This window comes from Agromyces subbeticus DSM 16689 (assembly GCF_000421565.1).
In the GTDB taxonomy this organism is placed as follows: domain Bacteria; phylum Actinomycetota; class Actinomycetes; order Actinomycetales; family Microbacteriaceae; genus Agromyces; species Agromyces subbeticus.
This window is the reverse complement of sequence record NZ_ATXG01000008.1, coordinates 42,558-55,887: the sequence shown is the minus strand read 5'-3', so window position 1 is coordinate 55,887 and position 13,330 is coordinate 42,558. Positions and strand designations below refer to the sequence as shown.

At 69.9% G+C, this 13,330-nt stretch carries 14 protein-coding genes; 9 read left to right on the top strand and 5 right to left on the bottom strand.

The annotated features are described in order from the left end of the window. Positions 1 to 107 precede the first annotated feature (107 nt). From H521_RS23100 to leuA, 5 genes are all read left to right on the top strand, one after another. Positions 108 to 1,298, top strand: coding sequence for a sensor histidine kinase (locus H521_RS23100; RefSeq protein WP_040424645.1), 1,191 nt, complete (start codon positions 108 to 110; stop codon positions 1,296 to 1,298). Then, complete coding sequence (locus H521_RS0112135) at positions 1,295 to 1,972, top strand: response regulator (protein WP_022893293.1); 678 nt, start codon at positions 1,295 to 1,297, stop codon at positions 1,970 to 1,972. The genes H521_RS23100 and H521_RS0112135 overlap by 4 nt, the downstream gene beginning before the upstream one ends. 76 nt (positions 1,973 to 2,048) lie before the next feature. Continuing rightward, positions 2,049 to 2,810, top strand: a complete 762-nt coding sequence (locus H521_RS0112130; RefSeq protein ID WP_022893292.1) for an ABC transporter ATP-binding protein — start codon at positions 2,049 to 2,051, stop codon at positions 2,808 to 2,810. Beyond that, positions 2,810 to 4,207, top strand: a complete 1,398-nt coding sequence (locus tag H521_RS0112125) for an FtsX-like permease family protein (RefSeq protein WP_022893291.1) — start codon at positions 2,810 to 2,812, stop codon at positions 4,205 to 4,207. The genes H521_RS0112130 and H521_RS0112125 overlap by 1 nt, the downstream gene beginning before the upstream one ends. 224 nt (positions 4,208 to 4,431) lie before the next feature. Continuing rightward, positions 4,432 to 6,207 carry a 2-isopropylmalate synthase gene (leuA, locus tag H521_RS0112120; RefSeq protein WP_022893290.1) on the top strand — a complete coding sequence of 592 codons (1,776 nt, stop codon included), beginning with the start codon at positions 4,432 to 4,434 and terminating at the stop codon, positions 6,205 to 6,207. 78 nt (positions 6,208 to 6,285) lie between these two features. Here leuA and H521_RS0112115 read toward each other — a convergent pair whose 3' ends face one another. Together H521_RS0112115 and H521_RS0112110 are read right to left on the bottom strand one after the other, a co-directional pair. Next, positions 6,286 to 6,945: a trimeric intracellular cation channel family protein gene (locus H521_RS0112115; protein ID WP_022893289.1), complete on the bottom strand. Its 660-nt coding sequence runs from the start codon at positions 6,943 to 6,945 to the stop codon at positions 6,286 to 6,288. Next, positions 6,942 to 7,688: an SDR family oxidoreductase gene (locus tag H521_RS0112110; protein ID WP_022893288.1), complete on the bottom strand. Its 747-nt coding sequence runs from the start codon at positions 7,686 to 7,688 to the stop codon at positions 6,942 to 6,944. Before H521_RS0112110 ends, H521_RS0112115 begins: the two co-directional genes overlap by 4 nt. 125 nt (positions 7,689 to 7,813) lie before the next feature. Here H521_RS0112110 and recO point away from each other — a divergent pair, with 125 nt between their 5' ends. Next, positions 7,814 to 8,551 carry a DNA repair protein RecO gene (recO, locus tag H521_RS0112105; protein WP_022893287.1) on the top strand — a complete coding sequence of 246 codons (738 nt, stop codon included), beginning with the start codon at positions 7,814 to 7,816 and terminating at the stop codon, positions 8,549 to 8,551. Continuing rightward, the gene (locus H521_RS0112100) at positions 8,548 to 9,351 is read left to right on the top strand and encodes an isoprenyl transferase (protein ID WP_022893286.1); all 804 of its coding nucleotides are present in this window, start codon (positions 8,548 to 8,550) and stop codon (positions 9,349 to 9,351) included. The genes recO and H521_RS0112100 overlap by 4 nt, the downstream gene beginning before the upstream one ends. A 42-nt stretch (positions 9,352 to 9,393) precedes the next feature. Here H521_RS0112100 and H521_RS0112095 read toward each other — a convergent pair whose 3' ends face one another. The 3 genes from H521_RS0112095 to H521_RS0112085 are packed head-to-tail and all read right to left on the bottom strand — an operon-like array spanning position 9,394 to position 12,360. Next, positions 9,394 to 11,109: an ABC1 kinase family protein gene (locus H521_RS0112095; protein WP_022893285.1), complete on the bottom strand. Its 1,716-nt coding sequence runs from the start codon at positions 11,107 to 11,109 to the stop codon at positions 9,394 to 9,396. Between the two features lie 50 nt (positions 11,110 to 11,159). Beyond that, positions 11,160 to 11,744 (bottom strand): PadR family transcriptional regulator, encoded by a 585-nt coding sequence (locus H521_RS0112090; protein ID WP_022893284.1) that lies wholly within the window; start codon positions 11,742 to 11,744, stop codon positions 11,160 to 11,162. Between the two features lie 46 nt (positions 11,745 to 11,790). After that, positions 11,791 to 12,360 (bottom strand): P-loop NTPase family protein, encoded by a 570-nt coding sequence (locus H521_RS0112085; protein ID WP_022893283.1) that lies wholly within the window; start codon positions 12,358 to 12,360, stop codon positions 11,791 to 11,793. 116 nt (positions 12,361 to 12,476) lie between these two features. On the opposite strand from H521_RS0112085, the gene H521_RS0112080 reads away from it, so the two are divergent. Together H521_RS0112080 and H521_RS26590 are read left to right on the top strand one after the other, a co-directional pair. Continuing rightward, positions 12,477 to 13,142: a DsbA family oxidoreductase gene (locus H521_RS0112080; protein WP_026482227.1), complete on the top strand. Its 666-nt coding sequence runs from the start codon at positions 12,477 to 12,479 to the stop codon at positions 13,140 to 13,142. Further along, a complete protein-coding gene (locus H521_RS26590; protein ID WP_022893281.1) occupies positions 13,139 to 13,270 on the top strand; it encodes a hypothetical protein in 132 nt (43 codons plus the stop codon). Before H521_RS0112080 ends, H521_RS26590 begins: the two co-directional genes overlap by 4 nt. The last annotated feature ends 60 nt before the right edge of the window (positions 13,271 to 13,330 follow it).

The following is a 13,330-nucleotide window of genomic DNA, read 5'->3' as shown; positions in this document are numbered from 1 at the left end:
CTGTGGGGCGCGTCCGCCCCGGCGCCGCGACCCTCTCGCGTACGACTCGAGGATGATTCCGCGCGCCCGCTGAGCTTCTCGCGTTCGTGAGCGCGTACGGTGGATCGGTGCCCACCACGATCAGCCGCGCGAAGCTCACGACCGACATCGTGCTCGCCGGCGTGTTCGCGCTCGTGTGCTCTCCCTTCGCGGCGCTCGGCGGCTGGGCGGACATCGCGGTGCTCGCGGCGTTCACCGGCGCCCTCGCCGTTCGCCGGTTCTCACCCGCCTGGTCGCTCGGCGTCGCCTGGGTCGCCGCGCTCTCGCAGATGCTGATGCTGCGCGATCTCCAGCTCTACGACGCCGCGGTGATCGGGGTGCTGTACTCCACGGCCGCGCATGGCGGCCGCCTCGTGAAGTGGCTGGGCCTGGCCTCGGCCGGCGCTGGCGCGCTGCTCGCGACGGCGTACCTCGCGGTCGTCAAACCGCTGTTCGACAGCGCCGGCTTCGCGGGTCAAGACGCCGTCAGCACGTTCATCCTGTCGGTCGTTCTTCTGGTCGCGTCGATCGCCGTGCTCGTGCTCGCGTGGACCGCCGGGCTCCTCGTGCGTTCCGTGCGCGACACGCGGGAGGTGCGCCGCCGCGAGGAGACCGCCAACCGCGAGCGCGAGCTCGTCGAGTACCGCTACGTCGTCGAGCAGGAGCGCAACCGCATCGCGCGCGACATGCACGACGTCGTCGCGCACTCGCTCGCGGTGGTCATCGCACAGGCCGACGGCGCGCGCTTCGCCGCCGCCGCGCGCCCGCAATCGGCCGTCGACGCGCTCGGCACGATCGCCGGCGTGGCGCGCGGTGCGCTCGGCGACGTTCGCCTGCTGCTCGCCGAACTGCGCCACGACGAGGCCGGAGCGCCGCAGCCCGTGCTCGACGATCTCGACGAGCTGCTCGATCAGGTGCGTTCCGCGGGCCTCGACGTGCGCTTCACCGAGACCGGCGCGCGCCTGCAGCTCGGCACCGGGCATCAGATCGCCGTGTACCGAATCGCCCAGGAAGGCCTCACCAATGCACTTCGACACGGAGACGTCACCGAACCGGTGCACCTCACCTTCGCCTGGGACGCCGACGGCGTCGCGGTCACGCTCGTGAACGCCAGGCGAGCGGATGCCGCGGCGCCCGAGTCGCATGCGTTCCGGCACGGCATCCCCGGCATGCGCGAACGCGCGCAACTCGCCGGAGGTACCCTGCGGGTCGAGGCCGGTGATGACGGCATGTTCTGGCTGATGGCCCGCATCCCCGCACAGACGAGCAGGCTCGCGTGAGCGGCATCCGCGTCGCGCTCGTCGACGACCAGGCCCTGTTCCGCGCCGGTGTGCGCATGCTGCTCGAATCCCAACCCGATCTCGAGGTCGTCGGCGACGCCGGTGACGGCGTCGCGGGCGTCGAGCTCGCCCGTCGCGAGCGCCCCGATGTCGTGCTCATGGACGTGCGGATGCCGGCGCAAGACGGCATCGCCGCGACCGAGCAGATCCTCGCCGCCGCCGATCGCGACGGCGTCGCACCGCCGCGCGTGCTCGTGCTCACGACCTTCGACCTCGACGAGAACGCGGCGCGGGCGATTCGCGCGGGTGCGAGCGGATTCGTGCTGAAGGACGCCGACCCCGAGTTCCTGCTCGCGGCGGTTCGCACGGTGCACCAGGGCAACCAGGTGATCGCCGCGGCTGCGACCCGCGCGCTCTTCGCGCACGTCGGCCGGGGGAGCGGTCGCCGCCCGGCGCCCGCGGCGTGGTCGGAGCTGACCCCGCGCGAGCGGGAGATCTTCGCGCTGGCGGCACGCGGGCTCAGCAACGGCGAGATCGCGGCATCCGAGTTCCTCTCGGAGGCGACGGTCAAGACGCACGTCAGCCGCATCCTCGCCAAGCTCGGGCTGCGCGATCGCGTGCAGCTCGTGGTGTTCGCCTACGAGCACGAGGTGCCGGTTCCGCCGGTCGAGTGACGTCATCCGCTGGGATGACGGCGAACCATCCGTCGGCCGGATGCCGCGCGCTCGCGCCATCCGTAGCGTCGAAGACATGCAGATCCAACCCTCTGACCTCGGCCTGATCGCTCGCGTCGCCGAACTCGGCAAGCGCTACGGAGACGGCTCGGGCACCGTCACCGCCCTCGACGCCGTCTCGCTGGGCCTCCGACGCGGCGAGTTCACCGCCATCATGGGCCCTTCGGGCTCGGGCAAGTCCACCCTCATGCACATCATGGCCGGCCTCGATTCTCCGACGACCGGCCGGGTGTGGCTCGGCGACACCGACATCACCGAACTTCCCGACTCCGCGCTGACGGTGCTGCGCCGTCGTCGGATCGGTTTCATCTTCCAGTCGTTCAACCTCGTGCCGACGCTCGACGTGCGCGGCAACGTCATGCTGCCGTTCGACCTCGACGGCCGCCGGCCGACGCGTGACGAGCAGGCCTGGATCGACGAACTGTTCGACACGCTCGGCCTGCGCTCGCGCATCGGGCACCGCCCGCACGAACTCTCGGGCGGGCAGCAGCAGCGGGTCGCGATCGCACGTGCCCTCGCCACCCGCCCCGACCTCGTGTTCGCCGACGAGCCGACCGGCAATCTCGATTCGCGCACCGGCCGCGAGGTGCTCGGCCTGCTCGCCGCCGCGAGCGCGCGCTACGGTCAGTCGATCGCCATGGTCACCCACGACCCCGTCGCCGCGAGCCACGCCGACCGCATCCTGTTCCTCGCCGACGGTCGCATCGTGCGCGACTCGGGTCGGTCGTCGGCCGAGGAGATCTCCTCGTTCATGCTCTCCATGGAAGTCGCCGCCTGATGCACACCCGACTCAAGGACCAGTGGCCGACGCTGCTCGTCGCCGCGCTTGCCGGCACGTTCGGCGTGGCGCTGCTGCACATCACGGGTCTGCTCGGCGCTGCGATCGCCGCCGACGACGTGACCGGCGGCAGTGACACCGTGGCACTCATGCTGGGCATCGTCGCGCTCGTGTTCATCGTGATCGCGATCTACGTCAGCGCCATCGTGACGGCCAACACCGTCGCGACCGTGGTGGCCGGCCGCACGCGGCTCATCGCTCTGCTGCGGCTCATCGGCTCCAGCGCTCGGGCGCAGCGAGCGCAGATCGCCCGAGAGGGGCTGCTCATCGGGCTCATCGGGGCGGCGATCGGCGTCGTGCTCGGCACTGGCGTCGCCTTCGGCCTCTCGGCCTTCGCGGTGGCGAACGACCTCATGCCGGCGACCGACTACGACTACGTGAACGTCTCGATCGTGCTGCCGGCGGTGGCCGTGGTCGTCACCACGTGGCTCGCTTCGTGGGTCGGGTCGCGGCGCGTGCTGCGGGTTCGACCGATCCAGGCGATCGGCAACTCGAATGAGCAGGATCGAGAGGAGCTGGCCCGTCACCGGGGCCGCAACGTCACGGCGCTCGTGCTGTTCGTGCTCGGCATCGCACTGCTCGTCGCGGGTGTGATCTGGGGGCTCAGCGATCCGACCGGCGTGCTCATCGGCATGGTCGGCGGACTCGTCTCGTTCACCGGCATCGTGCTCGGCGCCCACGTCGTGATGCCGCCGGTACTTCGGCTCGTCGGCCGACTCTTCGGCGCTTCACCCGCCGCCCGCCTCGCCGCCGAGAATGCAGTGCGCCACCCGGAGCGGAGCTCGCGCATGACGATCGGCCTCGTGATCGGCGTCACGCTCGTGACGACCTTCTCGGTGACGATGGAGTCGTACCGCGCGATGCTGCTCGCCGCCCAGGAGGCGCACCCAGAGGTCTACGCCGGCATCGACGAGATGCTGAACGTGACCGTCGCGGTCTTCACCGTGCTGATCGGCTTCAGCGCATTGATCGCCGCGATCGGCATGGTCAACACGCTCTCGCTCAGCGTGATGCAGCGCACTCGTGAGCTCGGACTGCTACGGGCGCTCGGCTTCGACCGTCGCCAGTTGCGGCGCATGATCGTGGTCGAGAGTGCCGCCCTCACCCTCGCCGCGACGGTCACCGGCATCGTGCTCGGCTTCGGGTACGGCTGGGCCGGGGCGCAGGCGCTGCTCGGCGGCGCGCAGGCCGAGCCCGTCTTCGTCTTCCCCGGCATCCCATGGGCGCTCTTCGGTGGGCTGCTCCTCGCGGCGGGAGTGCTCACGCTCGTCGCCTCCATCGCACCGGCGCGTCGCGCGATGCGCGTCTCGCCGGTCGTCGCGCTCGCGGTCGACTGAGGGAACCCGACCGCGAGACGCCGGGGGCCGGAACGAGCGGATGCGTCGGGGACGCATCCGCTCGTCCGTCATGTTGCGCACCCGGCGACGTGCGGTGTTAGCCTTGACTCGTGCTTCACGGCCTGCTTCTCCTTAGCTGCCGCAGCGAGTCCTAGTTCTCAGGCCTCCCTCGCTGCGGAGTTCGTCGTCGGCTGAAACCCATCCGTAAGCGAGAAGAGCACCCCATGCAGAACACTCAGAAGCCGTCGTCGATGCCAGTGCATCGTTACCGCCCGTTCCACGAGCAGATCCGCGTCGACCTGCCCGATCGAACGTGGCCGGCCAAGCGCATCGAGCAGGCACCGCGCTGGTGCGCCGTCGACCTCCGCGACGGCAACCAGGCCCTCATCGATCCGATGAGCCCCGAGCGCAAGCGCATCATGTTCGACCTCCTGGTCAAGATGGGCTACAAGGAGATCGAGGTCGGGTTCCCGAGCGCGAGCCAGACCGACTTCGACTTCGTGCGCAGCCTCATCGAGGGCGATGCGATCCCCGACGACGTGACCATCCAGGTGTTGACCCAGGCTCGCGATCACCTCATCGAGCGCACCTACGAGTCGATCGCCGGGGCCAAGCAGGCCATCGTTCACCTCTACAACTCGACGAGCATCCTGCAGCGCGAGGTCGTCTTCCGCACCGACAAGCAGGGCATCATCGACATCGCCCTGCACGGTGCGCGCACCTGCCGCGCGATGGAGGCGAAGGTGCCCGGCACCACCGTCTTCTACGAGTACTCGCCCGAGAGCTACACCGGCACCGAACTCGAGTTCGCGGTCGACGTCTGCAACCAGGTCATCGAGATCTTCGAGCCGACTCCCGAGCGCAAGGTCATCATCAACCTGCCGGCGACGGTCGAGATGGCGACGCCGAACGTCTACGCCGACTCCATCGAGTGGATGTCGCGGCACCTCGCACACCGCGAGAACGTGATCCTCTCGCTGCATCCCCACAACGACCGGGGCACCGCCGTGGCGGCCGCCGAGCTGGGCTACCTGGCGGGCGCCGACCGCATCGAGGGCTGCCTCTTCGGCAATGGCGAGCGCACCGGCAACGTCGACCTCGTCGCCCTCGGGGTGAACCTCTTCACCCAGGGCATCGACCCGCAGATCGACTTCTCCGACATCGACGAGGTCAAGCGCACGGTCGAGTACTGCAACCAGCTGCCCGTTCCCGAGCGCCACCCGTGGGCCGGCGACCTCGTCTACACGGCGTTCTCGGGCTCGCACCAAGACGCCATCAAGAAGGGCTTCGAGGCGATGGACGCCGAGGCCGAGCGCCGCGGCGTGAGCCTCGGCGAACTCGAGTGGGCGGTGCCGTACCTGCCGGTCGACCCGCGCGACCTCGGTCGCAGCTACGAGGCCGTCATCCGCGTGAACTCCCAGTCGGGCAAGGGCGGCGTCGCGTACCTGCTGAAGACCGACCACGCCCTCGACCTGCCCCGCCGGCTGCAGATCGAGTTCTCGGGCGTCGTGCAGGCCAAGACCGACGCCGAGGGCGGCGAGGTCTCGAGCGATGAGATCTGGCGCGTCTTCAACGACGAGTACCTGCCGGCGCCGGCTGATCACCCCGACGAGAAGTGGGGCCGTTTCGAACTGCTGTCGCTGCGCACCGAGAGCGCGCTCGACGGCGTGGTCAACGTGCGGGTTGGCCTCCGTGACGGCGACGAGCGCGTCGAGGCCGACGCGAGCGGCAACGGACCGATCTCGGCGTTCCTCGCGGTGCTCGGCACCGAGGGTGTCGACGTGCAGCTGCGCGACTACGTCGAGCACACGCTCGCCGCGAGCGGCAACTCGCTCGCTGCCGCCTACGTCGAGCTCGAGGTCGAGGGCCGGGTGCTCTGGGGTGTCGGCATCGACGCCGACATCTCGACGGCGTCGCTGAAGGCCGTCGTCTCAGCGGTCAACCGCGCGCTCCGCAACACGGTTCCGTCGGGTGCCGAGCGCGAGGTCGTCGCGGTCTGATCGTCGAGATCTGATCGAGGTCGGATGCCGCGTGCACGAGGTGCGCACGCGGCATCCGCTCGTTTCAGGGCGCGGGCGTCAGGCGCGGCGCCAGACCTTCCATGAGCCGAGCGCTCGTTGCTCGGGGAGGCTCCAGCCGAAGCGCACGGAGCCGAGCCTGATCAGGGTGGTCACGACCACGCAGGCGCTGCCGGCCACGACCACGTTGACCCCGAGGGCGACGAGCACGACGAGAAGCGCCGCTCCGACGGTCGCGGCGATCGCGTAGAGCGAGCCGACGTGCATGAGCGCGATCGGCAGGTTCAGGGCGACGTCGCGCAGGATCGAGCCGCCGACGGCCGAGAGCACGCCGACGAAGACGGCCGGCACCACGGGCGCCCCGAAGGCGAGCGCCTTCGTCGTGCCGATTGCGCCGAAGAGGCCGATCGTGACCGCGTCGAGGGCGATGATGAGCCCGTTGAGCCGAGCGAACACCCGGAGCAGCAGCATGCCGAGCAGTGCGGCGGCGGTCGCGACAGGGAGGTACCAGTTGTCGAAGATCGCCGCGGGCGGCTGGTTCAGGAGCACGTCGCGGAGCAGACCGCCGCCGAGCCCGACGAGCACGCCGATGAGCGCGACGCCGAGCAGATCGATGCGGCGCTCGGTGAGGCGGGCCGCGAACATCGCTCCTTGAATGGCTCCGATCGCCACGGCGGTGAGGTCGAGCCAGAGCGGAATGACGAAGAGTGCGGAGCTCACGGCACCAGTGAATCACGCGTCGCGAGGAACTGCTCGAAGGTTCGCTCGCCGGTCTCGCCCTCGGGCACGAGCGCGGCGCCGGAGCGGAAGGCGCGGAACGTCGCGCCGGGCAGCCGCAACGGCATGATCGGGCGATGCCAGCCTCGCGACGCGCGATACGACTCGGCGAGCGAGCGGAACGAGCGAACCTCGGGGCCCCCGATGTCGGGCACCCGCCCAGCCGGGGCGGAGTCGACGAGTTCGACGAGGCGATCGACGAGCTCGCCGACGTCGACCGGCTGCAGGCTGATCGACGGAGTGATGAGCACGGGGGAGTACCGCTGCGCGTCGAGGAGCGAGGTCACGAAGGTGTGGAACTGCGTCGCCCGGAGAATCGTGTGCGGCACTCCTGAGGCGGTCACGACCGATTCCGTCGCGAGCTTGCCGCGATAATACGGGAGCGGGTTGCGGTCGATGCCCACGATCGAGAGCAGCACGAGGTGCGGGCGGCGGTCGGGGCCGATCGCCTTCACGAGGGTTCTGGCGATTCCCGAGTCGTCACGGTTCGTCGTCGCAAGTTGCACGATCGTTTCGGCCCCGTCGACCGCGGCCTCGATGCCCGCGCCCGTGGTGAGATCGCCCGTCACGAGGCCGCGGCCGCTGCGGCGGCTCAGCGCACGCACCACGTCGCCGCGGGCGCGGAGCCGATCGACGAGCAGGCGACCGACCCTTCCGGTCGCTCCGGTGACGAGGATGTCTCCCATGCGCTGCCTCTCCGGTTCGGGGCTCGGCCGCGGCGGGTACGGCCGAGCCAAGTCAAGCATGCGGATCCGGCCCGCCGCGGCATCCGCTTCAGTCAGTTCGCCGCTGCGGGGTGGGAGAATGAAGGGTGCCCGTCTATCGAGATGAAGCCGTCGTGCTCCGCACCCACAAGCTGGGCGAGGCCGACCGCATCATCACCCTGCTCACCCGGCAGCACGGCAAGGTCCGCGCGGTCGCCAAGGGCGTGCGGCGCACCGGCTCGAAGTTCGGCTCGCGACTCGAGCCCTTCATGGTCGCCGACCTGCAGCTCTACGAGGGTCGCAGCCTCGACGTCGTGACGCAGGCTGAGTCGCTCGGCGCCTACGGCGCGCTGATCACACAGGACTACTCGGCCTACACCGCGGCGAACACCATGGTCGAGGCCGCCGACAAGCTGACCGAGTCCGAGGGGTCGCTGCAGCAGTACCTGCTGCTCGTGGGGGCTCTCCGTTCGCTGTCGAGGCGCGAGCACGGGGCGAGCCTCACGCTCGATTCGTACTTGCTGCGAGCGCTCTCCCTCGCCGGCTGGGCGCCGAGTTTTCAAGACTGCGCCCGGTGCGGCCGGGTCGGCGAACACACCGCCGTGGTCGTGCAGCTCGGAGGTGTCGTCTGCGACGACTGCGCGCCGCCCGGCACCCCGCGCATCGCGAGTTCGACCGTGGCGCTGCTCGGCGCCCTGCTCTCGGGCGATTGGGTGTTCGCGAAGGCGTCGAGCGATCGCGATCGCGGTCAAGCGAGTGGCATCATCGCCGCCTACACCCAATGGCATCTCGAGCGCGGCCTCCGCTCGTTGCCCCACGTTTCGAGGGAGACGACCGACCAGTGAGCCCGAAGCCCTACACGCACCGCGACGCGGTCGCCTACCGACCCGTCGACTGGACTGGGCTCTACCCGCCCGAGCTGCCGAAGGGCGCGGTGCCGGCGCACGTCGCCATCGTCATGGACGGCAACGGGCGTTGGGCCAATCGTCGCGGACTCACGCGCATCGAGGGGCACAAGGCGGGCGAGGTCGCACTGCTCGACGTCGTGGCCGGCGCCATCCAGGCGGGCGTGAAGCACCTCTCGGTCTATGCCTTCTCGACCGAGAACTGGAAGCGCTCACCCGAAGAGGTGCGGTTCCTCATGGGTTACAACCGAGACGTGCTGCACCGCCGCCGTGACCAGCTCAACGAGTGGGGGGTGCGCATCCGCTGGGCCGGGCGCCGCCCTCGCCTGTGGGCGTCGGTCATCAGCGAACTGCAGTTCGCCGAGAAGCTGACGGCGGGGAACGACACGCTGACGCTCACGATGTGCGTCAACTACGGCGGTCGCAACGAGATCGCCGACGCCGTGCGGTCGATCGCCGACGACGTGGCATCCGGTCGCCTGCGCCCGTCAGCTGTCTCCGAGAAGCTCATCGCGAACCGGCTCTACGTGCCCGAGCTGCCCGACGTCGACCTCTTCGTGCGCAGCTCGGGTGAGCAGCGCACCTCGAACTTCATGCTCTGGCAGTCGGCCTACGCCGAGATGGTCTTCCTCGACACCCTCTGGCCCGACTTCTCGCGCACCGATCTCTGGCAGGCCATCGAGCTCTACGCGGGACGCAATCGCCGCTTCGGCGGTGCGATCGACGCGCCGACGGGCTGACGCGCCGACGGGCTGACGACCGGGTGACGGCTGAGTGACCGACTAGCGGCGTCCGCGGCGGCCCATCACCCCGGCGAACAGGGCGTGCATGAGCGGCAGGGCCGAGGCGATCATCAGCGTCGTTCCGAGCACGGGGTTCGGCCCGGCGAGCACCGCGCCGCCGATGAGCAGAGCGGCGAACAGCACCGCCGACACGACACGGCGGGCGACGCCCTCGAGTCGATCGAGTCGCCGTTCGAGACGTGACGTGTCGAACGAGAGCCGGCCCTGGTCGGCCTTCGTGATGAGCGCGTCGACGCGTTGCGGCATGCGCCAGAGGAGTCCCGCGCTCTTCATCGCCTCAGCAGCGAGATCTCGCGCGATGTCGACCCGCTCCTCGTCGAGGAGTCGGGCGGCGTAGGGCTCGACGGCATCCCACACGTTGAACTCGGGGTCGAGCCCGCTGCACATGCCCGAGGTGAGGGCCATCGATCGGATCAGGAGCAGCAGCCGCTCGGGCAGCTGGAACGGGAGCGAGCGCATGACATCGCCGAACTCCGTGCCGAACTCGCGGAACTCCTGCGGATCGACGTCCTTCAGCTGGGCGAAGCCCATGCCGCCGAAGCGCTCGAAGAGCTGCGCGAGCGCACGCTCGAGTTCGCCGGTCGCGGCCGACGGCATGAGCACCCCGATCTCGCGGGCGGCCTCGATCATCGCTCGGCCGTCACGGGCGGCCACGGCGATGACGAGTGCCCGAAGGCCAGAGCGCAGCTCGGTCGGCACCTCGGCCATCATGCCGAAGTCGACGAACGTGAGCCGCCAGGCCGGGCCGGACGTGTCGCTCTGCCCGTCGCCGCGAGCGGCCACGGGCGCCAGCGGGGTGACGAAGATGTTGCCCGGGTGCGGGTCGGCGTGCACGAAGCCGTGCGTGAAGACCTGGTCGAACATGATCTCGGCGAAGACCCGGGCGACGTCGGCGGGCGCGATGCCCGCGGCCTTCAGGGCGTCGGTGTCGTTGATCTTGATCGCCGTGACGTCTTCGAGAGTCAGCACCCGACGTGTCGTGCGCTCCCACACCACGGCAGGGGCGTACACGCGGGCATCGTCGGCGAACGACTCCGCGAAGCGCTCGGCACTCGCGGACTCGTGCAGGTAGTCGATCTCCTCGAGACTCGTCTGGGCGAACTCCTCGACGAGGGCGGGGGCATCCACTCGGTCGGACACGACGCGCACCCGTCGCAGCCAGCCGGCGACCCGTCGGAGCGCGGCGAGGTCGACGGCGACGATCTGGTCGATGCCGGGGCGCTGCACCTTCACGACGACGTCACGCAGGCCGGTCTCATCGGCGTCTCCGTCGGAGAGCCGGGCGCGGTGCACCTGCCCGAGCGATGCTGCCGCCACGGGCACCTCGTCGAACCGATCGAAGACCTGCCCGAGACGTGCCCCGAGCTCGGCCTCCGCGAGTTCGCGGATCGCCGGGAACGGCACCGGCGGCACCTCGTCCTGCAGCCCCTCGAGCTCCGAGGTGATCTCGGGCGGTAGTACATCGAGCCGGGAGGAGAGGAACTGTCCGACCTTGATCATGAGGCCACCGAGCTCGACCGCGAGCGTGCGGAAGTCCTCGGCGAGCCGTCTGATGCGTCGCTCGCGCGTGCGCTCGGCGACGCCGGCGAGGCCGAGTTTCGGCAGCGCGAGTTCGAACCACCAGAGCTGGATGAGCCGTCGGGCGGCGAACGTCAGGATGCGGCGCGAGCGCGCACGGCGTGCACCGTCGCTCATCGCACCGTGCTCTCGTCGGTACTCCGACGGGGAGGCAGCAGCGGCACGTGTCAGCTCTCGGCGAGGATCGAGTACAGCGCGCGACGGGCGCCGTCGAGCACGGTGACGGCCTGCTTCACCTGGTCGGGCGTTCCACTGCGGCCGAGCTGCGCGGCGGCAGCCGCGAGTTCGACGGCGGCCTTCGAGAGCGCGCGATGGTGTTCGGCGCCGTGGGGCGACGACGACTCCCAGGGGGCGGCACGGTCGGCGGCGCCCTCCACCTCGGCGCGGCCGAGATCGGTGAGCGAGTACGTCTTGCGGCCGCGGAGCTCCTCGGCGACGATCAGTTCCTCATCGGCGAGCAGTTGCAGTGTGGGGTAGACCGATCCGGCGCTCGGCTTCCACGCGCCGCCGCTGCGCTCCTCGATCTCCTGGATGATCTGGTAGCCGTGCATCGGCTGCTCGGCGAGCAAGGCGAGCACGGCAGCGCGCACATCGCCTCGCGCCATCCGCTTCATTCCCGGCCGCGGGTCGAACGTGGAGCGCAACTGCTCCATCGCCTCCCAGATCGCAGCGCCGGGGCTGCCGGCGCCGAAGCCGCGCTCACCCCCGAAACCTGCTCCACCGAATCCGCCTGTCGGGCGCTGACTGTTCATGATGACCTCCCGGAGTTCGACTTGAACGATACTCAACGATATATCGCTACGGTTCCAGATGGAAGGGGAATGTCGCGGCGAGCCAGGCTTCGGCCTCGCGCGGATGCCGCAGTCGCACGACGTCGAGGTGCGGCCGGCGGCGGGCGGCCTCCGCGACGAGTTCGCCTCGCGTGGCGTGCGTGTTCCACGCCCAGCGGATGATGTGCTCGGGGTCGCTGAAGATCGTGTGCAGCGGCGCCTCGACGTTGCCGTTCCAGAGCACCTCGCGCTGTGTGCGGCGCCGCACAGTGCGCGCGACGACCTGCCGCATCACACGGGCCCGGGAGTAGTCGAGGAAGACCATCGTCGTCGCCCGGTCGGCGAGGAGTTCCCGAACGGGGTCGTATTGCCATTCGGTCACCCAGCCGGGCTGCGAGGTGAACGCGTCCACGTCGGCGACGAAGGTCGGACGCGGCGTCCAATCCCGGCCATGGAACAGCGCGTCGATCTCCGCGTACGGCACTCCGGATGCCGCGGCGATCCGCCGTGCGAGGGTCGACTTGCCAGCTCCGCTGGTGCCGGCGACGAGGATGCGCCGGGGTACGTGTTCGCGTGGGGCATCGGCGGCGTGAGGCATCCGCTCACCCTAAACCGGGTCTGCTCACGATGCCTCGGTCGATGACGCGCGGGCTCGCGGGCAAGCACGGCGCCGACGCGGGAATACGCGAGCCGAAGCATCCGTTCGCATACTTCGTGAGTGAACCCATCAAGATCGACATCTGGTCCGACATCGCGTGCCCGTGGTGCTACATCGGCAAGCGCCACCTCGAGAGCGGCATCGCCTCGCTCGGTGACGGCGCGCCCGAGGTCGACATCACGTACCACTCGTACGAGCTCTCGCCCGACACTCCGCTCGACTTCGAGGGATCCACGGTCGAGTACCTCGCCGATCGCAAGGGCATGCCGGTCGAGCGCGTCGAGCAGATGCTCGACCATGTCACTGGCGTTGCGGCGCAGGCCGGGCTCGACTACCACTTCGAGAAGGTTGCCCACACGAAGACGCTCAAGGCCCACGAGGTGCTGCACTTCGCCAAGTCCGAGGGCAAGCAGCTCGAATTGAAGGAGCGTCTCCTGAAGGCGTACTTCGTCGAAGGCGGGCGAGTCAACCGCATCGATGAGCTCGTCGCCTACGCGGCCGAGGTCGGCCTCGACGCCGACGCGGCACGCGACGCCCTCGAGTCGGGCCGATACGGCGACGCAGTGCAGGCCGACATCGCTCAGGCGCAGGCCTACGGCATCAACGGCGTGCCCTTCTTCGTCATCGACGGCAAGTACGGCATCTCGGGCGCGCAGCCCGCCGAGGTCTTCGCGCAGGCGCTCACCCAGGTCGCCGGCGAGCGCGACGGGGCGGCCGCATGAGTGCGCCCGAGACGACGCAGGCGACGGATGCCGCGACGCCGACGCCGTTCGCGATGATCGCGGGCGACCCGTCGGCGATGGTGTGCGAGGGCGACGTCTGCTACATCCCCGGCGCGTCGGCCGAGTAGGCGCTCGCGCCCCGACCCGCCGGTCGAGTAGGCGCCTCGGCGCCGTATCGAGACCTCGCC